This is a genomic window from Ruegeria sp. CDSC068 (assembly GCF_059610545.1).
In genome coordinates, this window is record NZ_JBXWNV010000006.1 from 15,662 (window position 1) to 35,085 (window position 19,424).

Here is a 19,424-nt window from a genome sequence, read left to right on the forward strand (position 1 = left end):
GATGCTGAAAATCAACACCCAATCCGAATGGATCGCCCGCGCGAATGAGGTACTGCCCGCCGGTGGGTTTGGTAATTTCGATCCCGGAATCATCATCGCGCGCGGCGAGGGCAGCCATGTCTGGGATGAGGATGGCAACGAATATGTGGACTACCTGATCGGTTCGGGCCCGATGTTGCTAGGCCATGGTCACCCCGAAGTCATAGAAGCCGTGCTGGAACAGCTGCCCAAGGGTATGACTTTCTTTGCCAACAACGCCCGGGGCATCGAACTGGCCGAGGCCATCGTTGACGCGGTGCCGTGTTGCGAGCAGGTCCGCTTTGTCGCTGCGGGGGGGGAGGCTGATATGTACGCCATTCGTCTGGCCCGTGCCTATACTGGCCGTAGCAAGATCCTGAAATTCGAAGGCGGCTATCACGGGATGAGCGCCGAGGCACAGATGAGTCTGGCCCCCAGCCGCCACGTCAACTTCCCACAGGCGGTCCCGGACAGCGCGGGCATTCCGGACAGCGTGGCCGAGCAGATGCTGATCGCGCCTTTCAATGATCTGGAAGCCGTTGCCAACCTGCTGGCCGAGCATGATGACGTTGCCGCGATCATGGTTGAGCCGTTACAACGAATTGTCCCTCCGGCACCCGGATACCTTCAGGGATTGCGCGATCTCTGCGACAAACACAATGTCCTGTTGATTTTCGATGAAATCGTCACTGGATTCCGTTTGGCCTATGGCGGTGCGCAAGAGAAATATGGCGTAACGCCCGATATCTGCACCCTGGGCAAAATCATCGGCGGCGGCTTCCCTTTGGCCGCGCTGGGCGCAAGCGCCGAGATCATGCAGCATTTCGACAAAGCGAAAGTAGGCGAGGATGGCTGGCTGATGCAGTTGGGCACGCTGTCGGGTAACCCCGTCGCTTCGGCTGCCGGGTTGAAGACGATGGAGGTTTTGCGGCGCGACGGCATGTATGACCATCTGCGTGAAATCGGCGCCGAGCTTCAGCAGATGCAGATGGATGCTCTGACCGGGGCTGGCATTCCGCATCAAATCTGCGGGGACGAAACCCTATTCGACATCTATTTCACCGATACGGACTGTCGTGATTACCGCAGCGCCAAACATGACGACCCCCGACGAAACGCTGTCTACAACGATTCGCTGCGCGCACACGGGATTTTCAAAGCCCCCGGCAAACTCTATCCGTCTCTGGCTGTGACCCAAGCAGATCTGGATCAGACGCGGATGGCCGTTGAGAAAGCGGTTCAGGCGATCAGCGCAGCCTGAGGGTCAAAAAGGCCATAAAAGTAAGCGGGCCGCTGTCATTTCTGACAGCGGCCCTAACTGGTTGGATTTCAGGGTCTGGTCTCGCCCCCTCGAATACCACTTAAAAGAGAACGGACTAAAAAAACTTTCGACTATTTCGAGACCGACCCGACTTCACAACCGGTATGAATACTTTATGCACCATCGACGGTGCTGTCTCAGTGAAGTAGTTCACTTTTCATAAACTTTTTTATTTCTTCCAATCAAAAAAGCCTGGGCCTGCCTGTTTCAGCAGGGATTCTGCCATGGCGCGACCTATTTCCGGGCCATCTGCGACCGACCCAGTGGTGTCCTCGGATATGGATTCGGACCCGTCGGGGCGCAAAACCTCACCGCGCAGGCGTAGTTGATCACCTTTTTTTTCTGCCAAACCCGCGATCGGCGTTTCGCAAGAGCCGTCCAAAGCGGCCAGCAACGCGCGTTCTGCTGCCAATCGCTGCGCGGTCTCAGCATGGTGGATGGCCTCGAGCATTTCGGCCGCACGGGAATCATCGCCACGGCGTTCGATGCCGATCGTGCCTTGGGCGATGGCGGGCAGCATATCTTCGACGGCGATGGCGGTTGCGGGAACCTCCTCCATATTCAGACGCCGGATGCCGGCCATGGCCAGAAACGTGCAATCGGCCACACCATCTGCCAGCTTCTTGAGGCGCGTTTGAACATTGCCCCGAAACTCGACCACGTTCAGGTCCGGGCGACGGTTCAACAATTGTGCCCGCCGCCGCAGCGATGAGGTGCCCACAACTGCACCCTGCGTGAGGTCACGGATCGAGCTCAGGCTGGGTGAGATAAAGGCGTCGCGCACATCTTCGCGCGGCAGAAACGTGTCCAGGACAAGACCTTTTGGCTGTTCAGCTGGCATGTCCTTGGTTGAATGCACCGCGATGTCGATATCTCCGCGCAGCATCGCCTCTTCGATTTCCTTGGTGAACAGGCCCTTGTTGCCAATCTCTTTCAGCGGGCGGTCCGCATCAATCATGGCGCGGTTGTCACCGGTGGTCTTGATCACCACAATCTCAAACGCGTCTTCGGGCAGATCAAAGGCTTTGCCCAGTCGCTCACGGGTTTCATAAGCTTGCGCCAGCGCCAGCGGTGAGCCACGAGTGCCGATTTTGAGCGGTGATGCGGGGGTTGGCAGGGTCAGTGTCATATGCACAGCTTTAGTCGCGTCACATTGCCCTGACAATGGGGGCAGACCTTGACAAATTGACGCCGAAGGCAGACCCGTTTGCCGCAAACCAGACGAGTGGGGACAAAGATGGCCGAGACAAAGAAACTGCTGCGGGCGCTGGCTGGCGAAGTACAGGACGTGCCACCAATCTGGATGATGCGGCAGGCGGGGCGTTATTTGCCGGAGTACCGCGCAACCCGGGCGCAGGCCGGGGACTTTTTGTCTTTGTGTTATAACCCCGAGTTGGCGGCCGAGGTGACGTTACAGCCGATCCGCCGCTATGGCTTTGACGCGGCTATTCTGTTTGCTGACATTCTGTTGGTGCCGCAAGCTCTGGGTGCGGATCTGTGGTTTGTCACAGGTGAGGGGCCGCGGTTGTCGACGATCACTCAGCAATCCGATTTCGATGCGCTGAAACCGGTATCGGATATCCATGAAACCCTGTCGCCGGTGTACGAAACTGTCCGAATCCTTTCGCGAGAATTGCCATCCGAGACCACCCTTATCGGGTTCGCAGGCGCGCCATGGACGGTTGCGACCTACATGATCGCCGGTCGCGGCACGCCCGATCAGGGACCGGCTCATGCGCTGCGCGAGGAAAACACCGCCCTGTTCGAAGCGCTACTGGAGCGGATCACGCTGGCCACCATCGAATATCTCTCGGCCCAAATCGAGGCCGGTGCCGAGGTGGTGAAGATTTTCGACAGCTGGGCCGGGTCGCTGAAGGGCGATGCCTTTCAGAAATATGCGGTCGAGCCTTGCCGTGTGATCACGCAGGCCATCAAGCAGCGCCATCCGGGCATCCCGGTGATCGGTTTCCCGCGCGAGGCAGGTGATGGTTACATAGGTTTTGCCAAGACCACCGGCGTGGATTGCGTTGCGCTGGACAACTCCGTGTCGCCGGATTGGGCGGTCGAGCATGTGCAGGTGGATGGTTGCGTTCAGGGCAATCTGGCCTCGTCACACATGGTGACCGGCGGACAGGCGCTGGTGGATGAGACGCGTCAGATTGTCGAGGCGTTCTCGAAAGGACCGCATATCTTTAATCTGGGCCACGGGATCACGCCAGATGCCGATCCTGAAAACGTTCAACTGATGATCGACACGGTGCGGTCGTGGCGGGACGCGTAGAGGGGCCAGCCCCACTCGGATTTTGGCCAACTCACCCAGGGAGATTTTTAGCCAGGTGAGGGGTCAGGAGGCGTGTTGGTAGACAGCTGATCCAGAATATCCTGCCTGTGTTCGCCTCGGCGTGGGCTGGTTTTGGGCTGCCATGTCTCGGTCGAAAAGCGGGGCGCAGCCGCAGCCTGCAGCGCTCCGTCATGGTCGATCCAGGTATGGCGCGCGGCGTTCATGGGATGGGCTTGCGCCTCGACCGGGTCGAGTACGGGCGCGACGCAGGCGTCGGAACCTTGGAATATATCGGCCCAGTGGGCGCGGGGTTTACTGGCGAATAATTCGGTGAGCCGTTGCGTGAGTTTGGGCCAAAGTGCCGGAACATATTGGTTTTTGAATTCGGGATCGTTGGTGAGTCCCAGTTTTTGCAGGAATTCGGCGTAGAACTTGGGCTCAAGACACTGGACGGACATGAAGCCCCCGTCCAGGCACACGTAAGTGCGGCTCCAATGTGGGCCATCCAGCAGGCTTTGACCGCGCGCTTCTGACAGGTTTCCGGTTTGGCGCATACTCATCAACAAGTTCATCATGTGGGCCGATCCGTCATAAATGGCGGCATCAACCACGGTACCCTGTCCGGTCCGCTGCGCGTTGAGAAGCCCGGCAAGAATACCGGCAACTAGATACATGGCACCGCCGCCTATATCCCCGACCAGGGTCGCCGGGGTCTGCGGGGGCTGGCCCGCTGCTGATGCATACCACAATGCCCCGGACAATGAGATGTAGTTCAGATCGTGCCCTGCAGTTTCAGACAACGGGCCGTTCTGACCCCATCCGGTCATGCGACCATAGACCAGTTTGGGGTTCGACGCGTTGAACGTGTCGGGACCCAGTCCCAGCTTTTCCATCACGCCGGGGCGGAACCCTTCGATTAGCGCATCGGCCGAAGAGATCAGACTCCTTGCGATGTCCAGATCGGCGGCATCCTTCAGATTCAAGTCAATCGAGCGTTTGCCGCGGTCCAGGACGGATTGCTCGGGCATACCCGGTACGGCAGGCTGGCCTTTGCGGTGGATCGTGATGACGTCCGCCCCCAGATCGGCCAGCAGCATGGCGGCGAACGGACCTGGCCCCAAACCTTCAATTTCAATGATCCGTATTCCGCTGAGCATGAGCCCTCTCCTTTCTGCGCAGGTTTTCGGGGATACCCGGGGATTGCAAGCCCGGATTCTGTTGGCTTGCCAGATGGTCACGCGATCCTTAGCGTTCCGAATGGGATGGAGAGCGAGGCTCGGATGCGGTTGTGGTTCCTTTTTGGTGGCGCCGTTGCGCTGGCGGTGTTGGTAGGCGTGTTTTCGCGCCTGCATCCCCCTGGCAGTATGATGTTGGCGGCGGGTCCAGAAGGCGGCGCTTATGAAACGGTTGCGCGGGACTACGCCGAAATTCTGGCGCGCGATGATATTCAACTGGAAATACTGGATACCGCTGGTTCGGTCGAAAATGCTGAACTGCTTAGCGCGGGCGATGTCGACGCTGCATTTCTACAAGGCGGTATCCGGGTTGATCCAAAAAAGGCTGAGGCCGTCGGGGCAGCGTTTTTTGAACCCATCATCTTTTTGGTCAACGAAGGCGCAACTATCCCCAAAAACCCCGCCTTGTGGACCGGTTTGAGGATCAACAGCGGCGCACCAGGCTCAGGTACGGCTGCGGCTTTTCGGGATTTCGAAAAGGCGGTCGGCTTGAATGAGGGGGATAATACACATTTCTCAATCCCCTATGCAAAAGCCGCGGCCGCTTTGTTGGACGGAGATTTGGATATCGCTGTCTATGTTGCGCCCATCGAAGCTCCCTATCTGAAGGCCGCATATGCAGAGCCGGGGCTTCGCGTGCTGGCGCTGGCTCATGTTCAGGCGATTTCGCGGCGGTTGGAATACGCGACGGTGGTGACAGTTCCGGCGGGAGGAATGTCGTTGGACCCAGTTCTTCCGCCGCGACCGGTAGAGTTGATAGCGATCGAAGCCCGTCTGGTCGTGCGACCGGATTTGCACCCTGCGCTGATCAACCGTCTGACGATGGCGGCGATTGAATTGCACAGTGCCCGCGGAATTATCGCCGATCCGGGGGCATTCCCCAACCTCGAAGGTGCAGGGATGACGATCAACAATACGGCCCGGCAGCTAATTGTTGATGGTCCTTCGACCTGGCATAATTGGCTGCCCTATTGGATCGCAGCACAGATTAACCGGGTTCTTTTGCTGTTGCTGCCGTTCTTTTTCATTGTCGTGCCTCTGATCCGACTTGTGCCTATGGCCTATGCCTACGCGATGCGGTGGCGGGTTTGGCAGCACTACCCCGAAATCCGGGAAATTGAGGAGGAACTGGCCAACAATCCCGGTGTCAACGAGCTGCGCGAGATGCAGGCGCATCTGAACGCCCTAGATGAACGCCTCGCAACGTTGCGGCTGCCCGCGGCCTATCGGCAAGGACTGTACGATGCGCGGTTGCATGTCGAACTTGTACAAAAACGGGTGGCCGAATTGCAGCAGCATAGTCAGACCTGACCCAGCCGCGCGCCCACAAAAAAGCGCAGAACAATGTGCGGAATTGACCTGTTCTGTGACGGGCCATCGGGGTAGTGTCCCCGCCAGAACAGGGAATGTGCATGACAACTATTCTGTCCATTAGGGATTTGCGTAAGTCCTATGCCGACGGATTCGAGGCGCTCAAAGGAGTGTCCTTGGATATCGAGCAGGGCGAAATTCTGGCGTTGCTGGGCCCAAACGGGGCTGGCAAGACAACGCTGATTTCCACCGTGTGTGGCATTACCACGCCGACTTCGGGCACCGTTACCGTAGGTGGGCATGACATCCAGACCGAATTTCGTGCCGCGCGCCGGATGATCGGGCTGGTGCCGCAGGAAATCGCGCTTGAGCCGTTTGAGAAAGTTTGGAACACGGTCCGGTTCTCTCGCGGCCTGTTCGGATATGGCAGCGACAATGCCCGGATCGAAGAGATCCTGCGCAAGCTGTCTCTGTGGGACAAGCGTAAAAACGCGATCAAGGAACTGTCCGGTGGCATGAAGCGCCGCGTGCTGATTGCCAAGGCCCTGGCACATGAGCCGCGCGTGCTGTTCCTGGATGAGCCGACCGCCGGCGTAGATGTCGAACTGCGCAAGGACATGTGGGAGATCGTGGCCGAGCTGAAAAAGGCCGGGGTCACCATCATCCTGACGACACATTACATCGAAGAGGCCGAAGCCATTGCCGACAGGGTAGGTGTGATCGACAAGGGTGAGCTGCGGCTGGTGCAGGACAAGAACACCCTGATGGCCCAGATGGGCAAGAAACAGATCGAGGTTATGCTGGCCGATCCTATCCAGGCCATTCCCGATAGTCTGGCTGTGCATAACCTGACGCTGAACGGCAATGGCGATGCGCTGGTCTATACCTATGACACGCACGCGGACCGCACTGGGATCACCACTTTGCTGAACGATGTGGCGCAGGCGGGGCTTGTTCTGCGCGACGTGCAGACCCGGCAGTCGAGCTTGGAAGAGATTTTCGTGAACCTGGTATCCGGAGAACCCGCATGAACTGGTCTGCCATCGCTGCAATCTACCGGTTCGAAATGGCCCGGTTCTTCCGCACTCTGGCGCAGAGCTTTCTGTCGCCGGTCCTGTCGACCTCGTTGTATTTTGTGGTCTTCGGCACTGCGATCGGCAGCCGCATCCAAGAGGTCGAGGGTGTATCTTATGGCGCGTTTATCGTGCCGGGGCTTATCATGTTGTCCGTTGTGATGCTGGCAATCTCGAACGCGTCATTCGGGATCTACTTCCCGAAATTCCTTGGTACGATCTACGAACTGTTGTCGGCGCCGGTGAATTTCATAGAGATCGTAATAGGTTACGTCGGGGCCGCCGCCACCAAGTCGCTATTTGTCGGGCTGGTAATCCTTGTGACAGCCACATTCTTCGTGGACATACGCATAGAACATCCCTTTGCGATGGCGGCGTTCCTGATCCTGTCCTGCCTCAGTTTTTCGCTGTTAGGCTTTATCGTCGGGATATGGGCCAGCAACTTTGAACAGATATCATTGGTGCCCCAACTGGTTGTCACGCCACTGATATTTCTGGGCGGCACGTTCTATTCGATCTCGATGCTGCCGCCGGTGTGGCAGACGATCACCCTGTTCAACCCGGTTGTTTATCTGATTTCCGGGTTCCGCTGGTCGTTTTACGGGTTGGCCGATGTCCCGATCGGATTCAGCCTGTTGGCGATTCTGGTCTTCACGGGGACTTGTCTGGCTGTGATCGGCTGGATCTTCAAAACCGGTTGGCGCATTCGCAGCTAGGGCGTTGCATTTTTGCCCGCCATGTGTGTGAATTTGGTTCACGTCACGTCTAAGGCCCGAACGGTCCCTTGTTTAGGGCCCGGCTGCACTCTACATCGGCACCCATGAAGCTCAGCCTGCCATTTGTCAAAAAGCAGCCCCTCGTGGCCGTGGTTCGCCTGTCCGGCGCCATCGGAATGGCGGGGCGTGGATCGTTGAACGACACCGCGCTGGCCCCCGTTCTGGAAAAGGCGTTTCGCAAAGGTAAACCTGCGGCCGTGGCGCTTGAGATCAACTCGCCCGGTGGATCGCCGGTACAAAGCTCTCTGATCGGGTCGCGAATCCGGCGGCTGTCGGAAGAGCTTGAGATCCCCGTTATCGCCTTTGTCGAAGACGTTGCAGCGTCTGGCGGCTACTGGCTGGCCGCTGCCGCCGACGAAATCTGGGCGGATGACAGCTCGGTCCTGGGTTCGATCGGTGTGATTTCGGCTGGGTTTGGCGCGCATGTCCTTCTGGCGCGGCAAGGCATCGAGCGGCGCGTACATACGGCGGGCAAATCAAAATCAATGCTCGACCCGTTTTCGCCGGAGAAAGAAGAAGATGTCGCGCGGCTGCAAGGGTTGCTGGGTGATATCCACGCGAACTTCATTGACCATGTCAAAGCCCGTCGCGGTGACAAGCTGGATCAAAGTGCGGATCTGTTCACCGGCGAGGTCTGGCTTGCCAGGCGTGCGCAGGAACTGGGCCTGATTGACGGCGTCGCGCACCTGAGGCCGAAAATGCAGGAGCGGTTCGGCGACAAGGTGAAGTTCCGCCGCTATGGCCTGCGCAAACCGTTCTGGTCGCGGTTCGGTGCCACACTTGCGCAAGACGCCATAACCGGAATTGAGGAGCGGGCGGCTTACGCGCGCTTTGGTTTGTGACGTGATTGTCAAGATTGTCACCCTTTTCCTGATTGCCATGGGTGTCTTGGCTATGTTCGGCAAGCTGCGCTTTCCGGGGCAGAAGAAGTTGCAATCTGCAAGATGTCCGCGCTGTGGACGGTTCAGTATCGGTAAGGGGCCTTGCTCCTGCGAAAAAGGAGGCCGTACATGACGGCATGGCTGTTATCCGGCCTCGGCTTGCTGATCTTGCTTCTCGCAGGTGATGCTCTGGTCCGCGGCGCAGTGAACCTGAGCCTGCGCCTGGGTGTACCAGCCCTGATCGTCAGCCTGACCATTGTGGCCTTTGGCACCTCGGCCCCCGAGCTGTTAATCGCGATCAGTGCGATCAAGGAAAACGCGCCGGGGATTGCGCTGGGTAACGTGGTCGGGTCGAACACGGCAAACATCTTGCTGGTTCTGGGTTTGCCAGCCTTGCTTGCCACGCTGCACACCAGCGAATGCAACACCAGAAGAAACTATGTTTTCATGCTGCTGGCCACGGTGCTGTTCATCGGCCTGGCATTTTGCGGCGTGTTCAACATTGCCAGTGGTGCGATCTTGCTGGCTGCTTTGGGATTGGTCCTGCTTAACGCGTTCCGCGATGCGCGCGCGCATCGCAAAGCCTGCGGTGAAGCCTGCGCGGAAGAGGATGAGTTGGAAGGTCTGGAAGAGGCCGATCCGGACATGCCCTATTGGAAACTATCGATCTATCTGGTCCTGGGCCTGATAGGCCTGCCGATGGGTGCGCATCTATTGGTCGACAACGCCACGATCATTGCCCGCACATACGGCGTCAGCGAAACGATTATCGGACTGACGCTGATCGCAGTTGGGACATCCCTGCCGGAACTGGCAACGACTGTGATGGCGGCCTTACGTAGGCAAGCGGATGTCGCCTTGGGTAACGTGATCGGGTCGAACATGTTCAACCTTTTGGCCATCGTCGGTATCGCCACTTTGTTTGGACGTATCCCGGTGGACCCGGAATTCCTGCGTTTCGATCTGTGGGTCATGCTGGGCGCATCGCTTCTGTTGATCCCGTTCGTGTTCTTGAAACAAGATATCACACGCGGCTGGGGTCTGGTGTTGACGCTGCTGTATGCCGTCTACATCGTCTCGCTGTTGGCGTGACCTGAAGATAGGGGAAATCGATGGCCCGAGCGTTGGTGACCGGTGCAGGTATTCGTCTTGGTCGGGCAATGGCCCTGTATCTGGCAAACCGGGGATATGACGTCGCCGTGCACTATGCGACGTCTGAACAACCTGCCTCCGAAACCGTTGCCGAGGTGCAGGCGCTTGGGCGCAAGGCGGTCGCCTTGCACGCCGATCTGCTGGATGAGGCGCAGGTCCTGACCTTGCTGCCCCGTGCGGCAGAGGCGTTGGGCGGACCAATCACCTGTCTGGTGAACAACGCGTCGATCTTTGAATACGACAGCCTTCAGTCCGCCACGCGGCAAAGCTGGGATCGACACCTCGACAGCAACCTGCGCGCGCCTTTCGTACTTACGCAGGCCATGGCCGAGCAGGGGCTGCAGCCGGGCACGGACGAGGCGGGTGAGCCTGTTGCCACCGGGCTGATCGTGAACATGGTGGATATGCGGGTGCGCAAGCTCACGCCAGAGTTCATGACCTATACGATTGCCAAGATGGGTCTGTGGGCCTTGACGCGCACCTCGGCGCAGGCGCTTTCGCCAGCGATCCGGGTTAACGCGATCGGGCCTGGTCCAACGATGCAGGGTCATCGGCAAAGCCAAGAACACTTCAATGCGCAGCGCGCGAACACGGTGCTGGAGCGCGGGTCAAACCCATCCGATATCACCGCGGCTCTGGGTTATTTCCTGGATGCGCATGCGGTCACAGGCCAACTATTGTGCGTCGACGGAGGTCAGCATCTGGGGTGGAAAACACCGGATGTTCTGGGGCTTGAATAAGTAAAACTGCTGCAAGTTTTGCACCGCTCTCGGTTCTGTTACCTTCGCGTTACAAAAATGTCTTTTTTTTCATACACTTGCCTTGTGAATGAAATTATATACAATGAAAACAATGAGTTAAATATTTGCTTATTTTTTGTGCAAATCAAGGATTCCTTAATGAATCAAGGGAATTTCGCCACGCTCAGAAACTTATCTTCACACTTATCCACAGAAACCGTGGATTTGTTTTCTCTTGATCTGGGGGCCACAAGATTGCAGCCATGGTCAGAGAATCATATCTCAAGCAAATGACAACAGACAGCGACTCGACCCCTGACACTCAATTGACCGGCTATGCCTGCATTTTGCGGTACGTGAAGACGCTGGACAGCTCACCCGGTGTGTATCGGATGTTGGATGCGGACAGCCGGGTGCTGTACGTCGGTAAGGCGCGCAACCTCAAGGCGCGGGTGTCGAACTATGCGCGGCCGGGGCATTCGGGGCGGATTGAGCGGATGATCGCGGCGACAGCCTCGATGATGTTCCTGACCACGCGGACCGAGACCGAGGCGCTGCTGCTTGAGCAGAACCTGATCAAGCAGCTCAAGCCCAAGTACAACGTGCTGCTGCGGGACGATAAAAGTTTTCCCAATATTCTGGTCGCCAAGGACCATGCCTTTCCGCAGATCAAAAAGCACCGTGGCGCGAAGAAAGAGAAGGGGACCTATTTTGGCCCCTTCGCCAGTGCTGGCGCGGTCAATCGAACGTTGAACCAGCTGCAAAAGGCGTTTCTGTTGCGCAATTGCTCGGATTCCATGTTTGACGGCCGCACGCGGCCCTGTCTGCTTTATCAGATCAAGCGGTGCTCGGGGCCATGCGTTGGCCTGATCTCGGAAGACGAATACGGCGAAAGCGTCAAAGATGCCGAGCGGTTCCTGTCGGGGCGGTCGACCAAAGTGCAAGAGGAGCTGGCCGAACAGATGATGGCCGCGTCCGAGGCGATGGAGTTCGAACGCGCCGCCGGGCTACGAGATCGCATCCGGGCGCTGACGCAGGTGCAGACGTCCCAGGGTATCAATCCGCGCGGCGTGGCTGAGGCGGATGTAATCGGCCTCTATATGGACAGTGGGCAGGCTTGTGTTCAGGTGTTCTTTATCCGCGCAAATCAGAACTGGGGGAACAAAGATTTCTATCCTCGTGTCGGTGTGGATGTGTCCGCGGCTGAAGTGATGGAGGCCTTCCTTGGCCAGTTCTACGACAACAAGGAACCGCCCCGGCAGCTGATCCTTTCGGATGCGGTTGAAAATGCCGATCTGATGCACGAGGCGCTGAGCGAGAAGGCGGGCCGCAAGGTCGAAATCCTGGTGCCTCAGCGCGGCGAGAAACAAGAACTGATTGCAGGGGCCTTGCGCAACGCGCGGGAATCCCTGGCCCGTCGGATGTCGGAAAGTGCCACGCAGGCCAAGCTGCTGCGTGGTGTGGCCGAAGCGTTTGATCTGGACAGCCCACCGAACCGGATTGAGGTTTACGATAACTCTCATATCCAGGGCACCAACGCCGTTGGTGGGATGATCGTGGCAGGCCCAGAAGGGTACATGAAAAACGCCTATCGAAAGTTCAACATTCGGGGTGATGACCTGACCCCCGGTGACGACTTTGGTATGATGAAAGAGGTTCTGACCCGCCGCTTTACTCGCCTGCAAAAAGAGGATCCGGATCGTGACAAGGGGTTGTGGCCCGACCTGTTACTGATCGACGGCGGCGCGGGGCAGGTGAGTGCTGTGCGCGAGATCATGGTGGAACATGGGGTCGAAGATATTCCTATGGTGGGTGTTGCAAAAGGCGTTGATCGCGATCACGGCAAGGAAGAGTTCCATCGTACCGGCCAGCGCCCCTTTGCCTTAAAACGCAATGACCCGGTGCTGTATTTTATTCAGCGTCTGCGCGACGAGGCGCACCGGTTTGCAATCGGTACTCACCGTGCCAAACGGGCCAAAGCGGTCGGCGCGACGCCGTTGGACGAAATCCCCGGAGTTGGTGCTGCGCGCAAACGGGCATTGCTGGCGCATTTCGGCAGTGCCAAGGCTGTTAGCCGGGCCAATCTGGCGGATTTGAAAGCGGTCGAGGGGATCTCAGCCGGGTTGGCGCAGAAAGTTTATGATTTCTTCCACGACAAGGGCTAGACCTTGCGCCCGCGCCACAGGATGTAGAGGCCGGAGGCCACGATCAGACCACTACCGATCCACATTGTCTGGTCCAGATCCTCGCCGAAAAAGATCACGCCCAAGGCAACACCGAACAGCAGGCGGGAATAGCGGAAGGGCGTGACGGCGGACACCTCTCCGGTTCGCATGGCCTTCATCAGGGATGTGTATGCGATTGCGCCAAGGCCCACAGCTCCGGCGATATGCAGGCTTGTGAGCAACGGCACAGGCGCGATGGGGGCCTGTTCCCAAAAGCTGTAGGCAAACCCGGCGACAATCACGCTGACAAAGCCATAGAACCCTAAAACTTCGGTTCCAAGGCTGGCGGGTGCGACCCGACTGGCCAGATCGCGACCAGCAAATCCCAACATCCCCAGCACGGCCAACAGAGACAAGATGGTGAAACTGTCTCCGGTTGGTTGGATGATGATCACAACGCCGATCAGGCCAACGAGAATGGCACTCCACCGCCGCCAGCCAACAGTCTCTCCGAATAGAAGCGCGGCACAGGCGACGACCACAAGCGGGGTGGCCTGCAGGATAACAGTTGCTGATGACAAGGGCGTCAATGTGATGGCCAGTACGTAGAACAGCCGCCCAAGAATCTCGAAAACCGCGCGGATCTTCATTGCAGGCGACAGCACATCCGGTTGCAGCAGCTGCGTGCCACGTGCCATTGCGACACAGGCAAAGATGAGCGCGCCACCCAATCCGAACAGGACAAGTATTTGCCAGACGGGCAAGGCAACCGCCGCCGCTTTCAGCAGCGCGTCTTCCAGTGCGAAACATGCCATCGCGCCGATCATCCATGCGCTACCGATCAGGTTGGCGCGCGCGTCGGTCTCAATATTCGGGGTCATCGGTTCGTCTTTGCCATTGGGCTTGGTCGGCTGCACTCTGACGACAATCCGACCCGGGGCCAAGGCCAATAACCGGTGCCGCGCCGGACTGCGGCGCTTTGACCAAGCCTCTGTGATCGGTACAGTTTTTTTCCGCCCCGTCTTTCCTGTCCCCGGCCAGCGATGTAGGGTCTGCTTCATGAAGTGGAACCTGCCGAATATCCTGACCGTCCTGCGCCTGCTGGCCGCGCCCGGTCTGGCCGTAATGTTTCTGTATTTCACCAGACCCTATGCGGATTGGTTTGCGCTGATCCTGTTTCTGACCGCAGCCATTACCGACTGGTTTGATGGGTACTTGGCGCGCGCGTGGAAACAGGAAACCAAGATCGGCGCCATGTTGGACCCGATTGCGGACAAGGCGATGGTGGTGATCGCGCTGATGATCCTTGTGGGTTACTCCGCTGAGCACTGGACGCCCTGGCTAGTGCTGCCAGCGACGGTCATCCTGTTCCGCGAAGTTTTTGTCTCGGGCCTGCGGGAATATCTGGGCGATACGGCCGGAACGCTGAAGGTCACAAAGCTGGCGAAATGGAAAACGACCGCGCAGATGGTGGCGATTGCCATTCTGTTTTCGCAGGGGATTTTCGAGCACTATTTTGTGATGGCTACATTCGGCATGGATGCCGCAACGATGGATCAAGTTCTGACGGGTCAATTGGAAGACCTGAATCATATGCGCTGGCACCTTGAGGCGATGTTCTGGTCCGGTCGCATTGGGCTGTGGCTGTTGTGGATCGCGGCAGCGCTGACATTGATCACCGGCTATGACTACCTACGTAAAGCCATGCCCCATCTGAAGGAGAGCTAAGGGATGGACGTGCTGTATTTTGCATGGGTACGCGAACGGATCGGCCTGCCGAAAGAGCGGATCGAAACCGAGGCCGCAACCGTATCCGATCTGGTCGCCGAGCTGAGCGCGCGTGAAGACCGCTATGCTGCCGCATTTGCGGACCTGTCCGCATTGCGCGTGGCACTGGATCAGGAACTGTCCGATTTTGACGCATCGCTTTCTGGCGTGCGCGAAGTGGCTTTTTTCCCGCCGATGACCGGCGGCTAAATCCATGCGCATCGCGGTTCAGGAAGAAGAATTTGATCTTGGGGCCGAAGCCAATACCTTCGCCGCCGGAGACGATGCCAACGGCGCCATTGTGACCTTTACCGGCGTGGTGCGCGATCTGGCATCCGGCGATCTGGATGTGATGGAGATCGAGCATTACCCCGGTATGACCGAACGGGCGCTAACCAAAATCGCCGAAGAGGCACAGCAGCGCTGGTCGTTGGGCGATGTGCTGGTGATCCACCGCCACGGGCGCCTTGCCCCGGGGGATCGGATCATGATGGTGGCCACTGCCGCGCGGCACCGCAAGGATGCGTTTGAGGCGGCAGAATACCTGATGGATTACCTGAAATCCCGCGCTCCCTTTTGGAAAAAGGAAATCACCACATCCGGCGCGGAATGGGTCGCAGCCAAGGATGAGGATGAAGATGCGCTGACGCGGTGGTAGGTTCTGTGCCCGGCACCGGATTATCTGGTGCCGGGTCTATCATAGCGAGTTAGGTGCTTTGTTCGGTGTTACACTGCCGTGCCGCTTCGATGGCTTTTTTAGTACCATCCAGACTAACGGTGAATGCGAACTCTTTCTTCGGAAACACGGTCATTTCGTATTTGTTCATGACGTCATCCACAAACTGGGCGTTGTTCGCAAGGATGTATCCGCCTGTATATCCGTCGGCGAGATGCTTAGTCTTCTTGTGCGCCTCAGCTTCGTAGACGTTGCCGTCGAGTGACAGGAAGATCTTTTCCTTCTTACCCTTCAGGCCAATGTCGTTCTTCGTGAACACACCAAGATAGCCCATCTCGTGGTCCTTGGTCAGACCCATCTGAACGACGTTCTGGTTTTCGTCCATACGCTCGATCAGGCAGGACCCGCGGGAGTCATCCACAAAGATAGTCCAACCGGATTCTTCGCCCCAGTTGGTGAAGGTATCGTTCTCTGACGGTATGACGTCACTTGAAGCCCAAGCGGCTACAGCAGAGAAGATGCTTAGAGTCGCAGCGGTTGTTAATGATGATTTGAAATTCATAGTACACTCCAATTTTCTGGATAGTGAACAGTGATGTGCATGTGTAAAAAATGCACCAATTCCTAATATTGAATTTGTTGTAAGAATTGAAGGCGATTGCCTCGGATCGGCTGATTTGTGCCGAAGGTGCAGTCGGCCCCAACCGGGGTCAGCTATTAAGCCCGGGGCTGGGATCAATCCGCGTTGTTGATACGCCCGCGTAGTTCTTCCGCCTCTTGCCGGGCGGCGCGCAGGCCGTCCATGGCGGCGGCCAATTCGGCCTCGGTCTGGGTCAGCTGGTTGGTCAGTTCGGCCTCGCGCTGCTGCAGATAGGTGATGGCCTGGTCGCGGGTTTCTTCTGCCTCATGCAGCTCCTGGCTCATGCGGTCCAGATCGGCGACGTCGCTTTGGCGGACGCGCGACAGGCGATGGGCCAGCCAGTTGGCGAACCATCCCATGCTAAAGGCGGCAAACAATATGACGGCGGTCGCGATAATGAATTCGATTCTGTTCAATTTACTGGTCCCCTGCGCCCGAGTCGGTTTCCGCATCCGTTTCCGCGGCTTCGGCCTCTGGCTCTGCGTCTTGTGACGTCTCTGTTTCGTCTTCCATCGCTTCCAGCGCGGTTTGAGATTCGGCGGTGGATTCGGGCCGGATCAGGCGGAATTCGATGCGTCTGTTTTCTTCCCGCCCGATTTCGGTGTCATTGTCGGCGATTGGCTGGGTTTCACCATAGCCCAAGGCGGTAAAGCTGGCTGTGGGCACGCGCCGCGCGCGCAGTTCATTTAAGATGGATTGTGCACGCGACTGGCTGAGCTGCTGGTTCATCTCTTCGCGACCTTGGCTGTCAGTGTGGCCCTGAATCTCCAGCCGGATGGGTCCGCATTCCCGCAGGATGTCGGCGATCTGATTGACCGTATCGCGCGATTCGGCGGCGACCGTGGCAGAACCTGGTTCAAAGGCGATTTTGGAACCCGCCTGAACCTCGGCGATGCGCTCTTCGCAAACATCAGGGTCGGGCAGCTTGTCTGCGGGCTCGGGTGGCTTTTGATAGGTGATCGACAGGCTGAAATCTTGTGCCTCGCCCAATTTTTCCGACAAGAGCCCCGAAATATAGGCCCGGGTTTTGGGGTCGTGACTGATGCCGTTTAGAACCACTTCGTCCGGTGTCACGGTCAGCGCGCCATTGTGCAGTTGCGACAACGCTTCAAGCCCACTGAGGACGCGAATTGGCCAATCAGCGGGCAGGTCAGGGGCCACGCGGGTTGCGGTATAGACGTGTTCATAACCAAAGGCTGCACGGGCATAACTGTCGACCATGTCGCGCTGGGTTTCATCCCCTAGCCGGCCGCGCATTTGCACCAGGCCTTCGGGACTTCGTGTTGCTGAGAATTCGGGCGGGCCGGATTGGTTTTCCGTTTCGGGTTCCGGCAGAACCGCGTGCAGGGCAAAGACCTCGGGCAGCGCGTTTTCCAGTTCACCGATCACCTGATCAAACAGCGCGGCACCAGTACCTTCGGCCGCGACCAGAGTGATATCCGCATCTGACAAAGTCACCGTACCCTGGCCGATTTCCGACAGCGCCCGAATGCTTAACACGGCGGCGTCGGGCCAGCGAGGCGAGGGTTCACCCAGACCGATGGTGCAGGAATAAGGCCCGGTCAGACCAGCATCCTGGGCGGCTGCGACGATCCGGTCCCGCGCCTTTTCATCCTGGGCCGAACAGGCGTCGAATTGCCCGCCATTTTCGTCGATCAGATAGCGCAGGGTGAAGGGTGTAATGACCGGGCGCGGCGCGGAAATGGACAGGCCAATGCGCAGGCTGGGCGGTGCCGCGCGCGTCAGCTCTTGCTCCAGCCGTTCTTTTTCCTGCTGGCTGTCGGCAATTGCTGTCACCTTTACAAGCCCGGGGCTGGCCGAGATTTTGGCCCGCGGCAGTCGGGTCAGCGCCTCAACAGCAAAAGCGATCGCATCGTCCCAGCCTTTGGGCTTTGGATAGTCGGCGGTTTCCAGCAAATCAGATATCGGCCCGTCATTCAGCGTGCGCAATCTTTTCGTCAGTGCGTCGCGGTCTTCGCTGGCCGGGATCAGGCCAATAACCGAGATACCGCTGTCATTGCGAAGAATTTCGGCTGAAAAGCGCGGGGAGGCCAACTGCGTCGAGGGCGCGACTTCCATTTCATCAATCACGCGCGAGGTGTCGACCTCGGTCCCCGCCGCCGTCAGAGCGTTGAATCGTGTGGCCTCATCCGTGGCGGTGCCGGTCAGAACCACCCGCAGCCCGTCTGACTGGACCTCGGCCCAGTTATGGCCTTTCAGGTCCAGCGCACGCCGAACGGCGAATTCCGAGGCTTCTTCGACCTTTGTTACGGCAAAGCTTGCCGCCAGCAGAGACAGCCCGACGGACGCAAGGAAGACAAAGGCAACGACGAAGAAATAAGGCAGACGCATGTGCGAACTATCGACTCCTCGGGTGAGTGTTCAGAACTCTTACAGAGGCCTAGGCCCGGGTGCAATCAGAGCAGCAAGGCGACGCAAAGGAAGATCAGCGGAATAAGGCCGGTGTCGCGGTTGGCGCGGAACAATTGCAGCAGTTTGGCGTTGTCCTCAATATCAAGCCCCCGCAATTGCCATGCCATGTGCCACCCCATCGCCCAAGGCCCGCCAAGGGCCACTACCAAGGCAATGATTGACGCCTGGGTCGTCGCGGCGTCGATGATTGCCAGTCCCATAAGCGCCACTGTGGCCATCAGGAAATACTTCAACCATCGCGCAGTGTCGGTGCCAAACAGCCGGGCGGTGGACTTGATCCCGATCAGTTCGTCATCTTCGGCGTCCTGGTGGGCATAGATCGTATCGTAGAACAGCGTCCATGCGATCCCGGCTAGGTACAGCGTGATTGCGGGTATACCCACGGTTCCCGTGTGGGCAGCCCAGGCCAGCAGGATGCCCCAGTTGAAGGCCAGCCCCAGAAACACCTGCGGCCACCAGGTGAATCGCTTGGCAAAGGGGTAGATCGTCACCGGCAACAGCGACAGTACGCCCATCGCAATTGCGGCCTGGCTGAATGTCAACAGAATCATCAGCGCCAGCAGGCATTGTAGCCCCATCCAGATCACTGCCTGCCGCACGCTGACCTGACCCGATGGAATCGGGCGGGATCGGGTGCGCTCCACCTGACCGTCAAATTCGCGGTCGGTGATGTCATTCCATGTGCAGCCCGCACCGCGCATCAGAAAGGCTCCGAAGGCGCAGCCGATGGCGATCCACAGATCCTCCCACCGCGGGGTGCCGTCACTGAGGATGGCCAGTGCCAATCCCCACCAGCAGGGAATCAACAGCAACCACGTGCCGATGGGCCGGTCAGCGCGGCTCAGGCGCAGGTAGGGACGGGTGAACGCCGGCGCATATGTATCGACCCAGTTGCCGCTGACAGCGTCGGCAACCTGACCGTCTGGTGTTGGGGCATTGCCTTGCATATGTAAGG

At 58.3% G+C, this 19,424-nt stretch carries 19 protein-coding genes; 12 read left to right on the top strand and 7 right to left on the bottom strand.

The features are described 5' to 3' along the window. Position 1: 1 nt before the first annotated feature. The gene (locus tag AC2FID_RS13160; protein WP_496758462.1) at positions 2 to 1,279 is read left to right on the top strand and encodes an aspartate aminotransferase family protein; all 1,278 of its coding nucleotides are present in this window, start codon (positions 2 to 4) and stop codon (positions 1,277 to 1,279) included. A gap of 229 nt (positions 1,280 to 1,508) precedes the next feature. Here the strand turns inward: AC2FID_RS13160 and hemC are convergent, their stop codons facing one another. Continuing rightward, positions 1,509 to 2,468 (bottom strand): hydroxymethylbilane synthase, encoded by a 960-nt coding sequence (gene hemC, locus AC2FID_RS13165; protein ID WP_496837210.1) that lies wholly within the window; start codon positions 2,466 to 2,468, stop codon positions 1,509 to 1,511. A gap of 108 nt (positions 2,469 to 2,576) precedes the next feature. On the opposite strand from hemC, the gene hemE reads away from it, so the two are divergent. Further along, positions 2,577 to 3,620: a uroporphyrinogen decarboxylase gene (gene hemE / locus AC2FID_RS13170; protein ID WP_496761069.1), complete on the top strand. Its 1,044-nt coding sequence runs from the start codon at positions 2,577 to 2,579 to the stop codon at positions 3,618 to 3,620. A gap of 47 nt (positions 3,621 to 3,667) precedes the next feature. Here the strand turns inward: hemE and AC2FID_RS13175 are convergent, their stop codons facing one another. Next, entirely contained in the window at positions 3,668 to 4,777 is a 1,110-nt protein-coding gene (locus AC2FID_RS13175; protein WP_496761070.1) for a CaiB/BaiF CoA transferase family protein, read from the bottom strand. A gap of 66 nt (positions 4,778 to 4,843) precedes the next feature. Between AC2FID_RS13175 and AC2FID_RS13180 the strand changes: the two genes are divergently transcribed. The 7 genes from AC2FID_RS13180 (at position 4,844) to uvrC (ending at position 12,953) form a co-directional block, all read left to right on the top strand. Continuing rightward, entirely contained in the window at positions 4,844 to 6,166 is a 1,323-nt protein-coding gene (locus AC2FID_RS13180) for a TAXI family TRAP transporter solute-binding subunit (protein ID WP_496837211.1), read from the top strand. 101 nt (positions 6,167 to 6,267) lie between these two features. Further along, entirely contained in the window at positions 6,268 to 7,197 is a 930-nt protein-coding gene (locus AC2FID_RS13185) for an ABC transporter ATP-binding protein (RefSeq protein ID WP_058273632.1), read from the top strand. Further along, positions 7,194 to 7,955: an ABC transporter permease gene (locus AC2FID_RS13190; protein WP_058273631.1), complete on the top strand. Its 762-nt coding sequence runs from the start codon at positions 7,194 to 7,196 to the stop codon at positions 7,953 to 7,955. Before AC2FID_RS13185 ends, AC2FID_RS13190 begins: the two co-directional genes overlap by 4 nt. A 104-nt stretch (positions 7,956 to 8,059) precedes the next feature. Next, positions 8,060 to 8,857, top strand: a complete 798-nt coding sequence (locus tag AC2FID_RS13195; RefSeq protein ID WP_282121365.1) for a S49 family peptidase — start codon at positions 8,060 to 8,062, stop codon at positions 8,855 to 8,857. Positions 8,858 to 9,025: 168 nt separating this feature from the next. Continuing rightward, positions 9,026 to 9,988: a calcium/sodium antiporter gene (locus AC2FID_RS13200; RefSeq protein ID WP_058273628.1), complete on the top strand. Its 963-nt coding sequence runs from the start codon at positions 9,026 to 9,028 to the stop codon at positions 9,986 to 9,988. 20 nt (positions 9,989 to 10,008) lie between these two features. Further along, complete coding sequence (locus tag AC2FID_RS13205; RefSeq protein ID WP_496837214.1) at positions 10,009 to 10,788, top strand: SDR family oxidoreductase; 780 nt, start codon at positions 10,009 to 10,011, stop codon at positions 10,786 to 10,788. A 290-nt stretch (positions 10,789 to 11,078) separates the two neighbouring features. After that, positions 11,079 to 12,953: an excinuclease ABC subunit UvrC gene (uvrC, locus tag AC2FID_RS13210; protein WP_496837448.1), complete on the top strand. Its 1,875-nt coding sequence runs from the start codon at positions 11,079 to 11,081 to the stop codon at positions 12,951 to 12,953. Here the strand turns inward: uvrC and AC2FID_RS13215 are convergent. Then, the gene (locus AC2FID_RS13215; protein ID WP_282121367.1) at positions 12,950 to 13,834 is read right to left on the bottom strand and encodes a DMT family transporter; all 885 of its coding nucleotides are present in this window, start codon (positions 13,832 to 13,834) and stop codon (positions 12,950 to 12,952) included. The genes uvrC and AC2FID_RS13215 overlap by 4 nt on opposite strands. Positions 13,835 to 14,012: 178 nt before the next feature. Here AC2FID_RS13215 and pgsA point away from each other — a divergent pair, with 178 nt between their 5' ends. Genes pgsA through AC2FID_RS13230 form a run of 3 tightly spaced genes read left to right on the top strand, consistent with a single transcriptional unit; the run spans position 14,013 to position 15,378 of the window. Beyond that, on the top strand, positions 14,013 to 14,681 hold the full coding sequence (gene pgsA / locus AC2FID_RS13220) for a CDP-diacylglycerol--glycerol-3-phosphate 3-phosphatidyltransferase (RefSeq protein WP_282121368.1): 669 nt from the start codon (positions 14,013 to 14,015) through the stop codon (positions 14,679 to 14,681). 3 nt (positions 14,682 to 14,684) lie between these two features. Next, positions 14,685 to 14,930, top strand: coding sequence for a molybdopterin converting factor subunit 1 (moaD, locus tag AC2FID_RS13225; protein WP_058278869.1), 246 nt, complete (start codon positions 14,685 to 14,687; stop codon positions 14,928 to 14,930). A 4-nt stretch (positions 14,931 to 14,934) separates the two neighbouring features. Next, positions 14,935 to 15,378: a molybdenum cofactor biosynthesis protein MoaE gene (locus AC2FID_RS13230; RefSeq protein WP_282121369.1), complete on the top strand. Its 444-nt coding sequence runs from the start codon at positions 14,935 to 14,937 to the stop codon at positions 15,376 to 15,378. Positions 15,379 to 15,427: 49 nt separating this feature from the next. On the opposite strand, the gene AC2FID_RS13235 is transcribed toward AC2FID_RS13230, so the two are convergent. The 4 genes from AC2FID_RS13235 to ubiA form a co-directional block, all read right to left on the bottom strand. Beyond that, positions 15,428 to 15,958 carry a hypothetical protein gene (locus AC2FID_RS13235; RefSeq protein WP_058278867.1) on the bottom strand — a complete coding sequence of 177 codons (531 nt, stop codon included), beginning with the start codon at positions 15,956 to 15,958 and terminating at the stop codon, positions 15,428 to 15,430. Between the two features lie 173 nt (positions 15,959 to 16,131). After that, entirely contained in the window at positions 16,132 to 16,452 is a 321-nt protein-coding gene (locus AC2FID_RS13240) for a hypothetical protein (RefSeq protein WP_058278866.1), read from the bottom strand. Position 16,453: 1 nt separating this feature from the next. Further along, entirely contained in the window at positions 16,454 to 18,388 is a 1,935-nt protein-coding gene (locus tag AC2FID_RS13245; RefSeq protein ID WP_496837217.1) for an OmpA family protein, read from the bottom strand. 65 nt (positions 18,389 to 18,453) lie between these two features. Further along, positions 18,454 to 19,416 (bottom strand): 4-hydroxybenzoate octaprenyltransferase, encoded by a 963-nt coding sequence (gene ubiA / locus AC2FID_RS13250; protein ID WP_496698651.1) that lies wholly within the window; start codon positions 19,414 to 19,416, stop codon positions 18,454 to 18,456. Between the last annotated feature and the right edge of the window lie 8 nt (positions 19,417 to 19,424).

Bases quoted from the DNA above. Each gene is read 5' to 3' on its own strand.
- moaD (WP_058278869.1), top strand. From the start codon at position 14,685: ATGGACGTGCTGTATTTTGCATGGGTACGCGAACGGATCGGCCTGCCG.
- AC2FID_RS13175 (WP_496761070.1), bottom strand. From the start codon at position 4,777: ATGCTCAGCGGAATACGGATCATTGAAATTGAAGGTTTGGGGCCAGGT.
- ubiA (WP_496698651.1), bottom strand. From the start codon at position 19,416: ATGCAAGGCAATGCCCCAACACCAGACGGTCAGGTTGCCGACGCTGTC.
- AC2FID_RS13200 (WP_058273628.1), top strand. From the start codon at position 9,026: ATGACGGCATGGCTGTTATCCGGCCTCGGCTTGCTGATCTTGCTTCTC.
- AC2FID_RS13195 (WP_282121365.1), top strand. From the start codon at position 8,060: ATGAAGCTCAGCCTGCCATTTGTCAAAAAGCAGCCCCTCGTGGCCGTG.
- uvrC (WP_496837448.1), top strand. From the start codon at position 11,079: ATGACAACAGACAGCGACTCGACCCCTGACACTCAATTGACCGGCTAT.
- AC2FID_RS13215 (WP_282121367.1), bottom strand. From the start codon at position 13,834: ATGACCCCGAATATTGAGACCGACGCGCGCGCCAACCTGATCGGTAGC.
- AC2FID_RS13205 (WP_496837214.1), top strand. From the start codon at position 10,009: ATGGCCCGAGCGTTGGTGACCGGTGCAGGTATTCGTCTTGGTCGGGCA.
- AC2FID_RS13235 (WP_058278867.1), bottom strand. From the start codon at position 15,958: ATGAATTTCAAATCATCATTAACAACCGCTGCGACTCTAAGCATCTTC.
- AC2FID_RS13190 (WP_058273631.1), top strand. From the start codon at position 7,194: ATGAACTGGTCTGCCATCGCTGCAATCTACCGGTTCGAAATGGCCCGG.
- hemE (WP_496761069.1), top strand. From the start codon at position 2,577: ATGGCCGAGACAAAGAAACTGCTGCGGGCGCTGGCTGGCGAAGTACAG.
- AC2FID_RS13230 (WP_282121369.1), top strand. From the start codon at position 14,935: ATGCGCATCGCGGTTCAGGAAGAAGAATTTGATCTTGGGGCCGAAGCC.
- pgsA (WP_282121368.1), top strand. From the start codon at position 14,013: ATGAAGTGGAACCTGCCGAATATCCTGACCGTCCTGCGCCTGCTGGCC.
- AC2FID_RS13160 (WP_496758462.1), top strand. From the start codon at position 2: ATGCTGAAAATCAACACCCAATCCGAATGGATCGCCCGCGCGAATGAG.
- AC2FID_RS13185 (WP_058273632.1), top strand. From the start codon at position 6,268: ATGACAACTATTCTGTCCATTAGGGATTTGCGTAAGTCCTATGCCGAC.
- AC2FID_RS13245 (WP_496837217.1), bottom strand. From the start codon at position 18,388: ATGCGTCTGCCTTATTTCTTCGTCGTTGCCTTTGTCTTCCTTGCGTCC.
- hemC (WP_496837210.1), bottom strand. From the start codon at position 2,468: ATGACACTGACCCTGCCAACCCCCGCATCACCGCTCAAAATCGGCACT.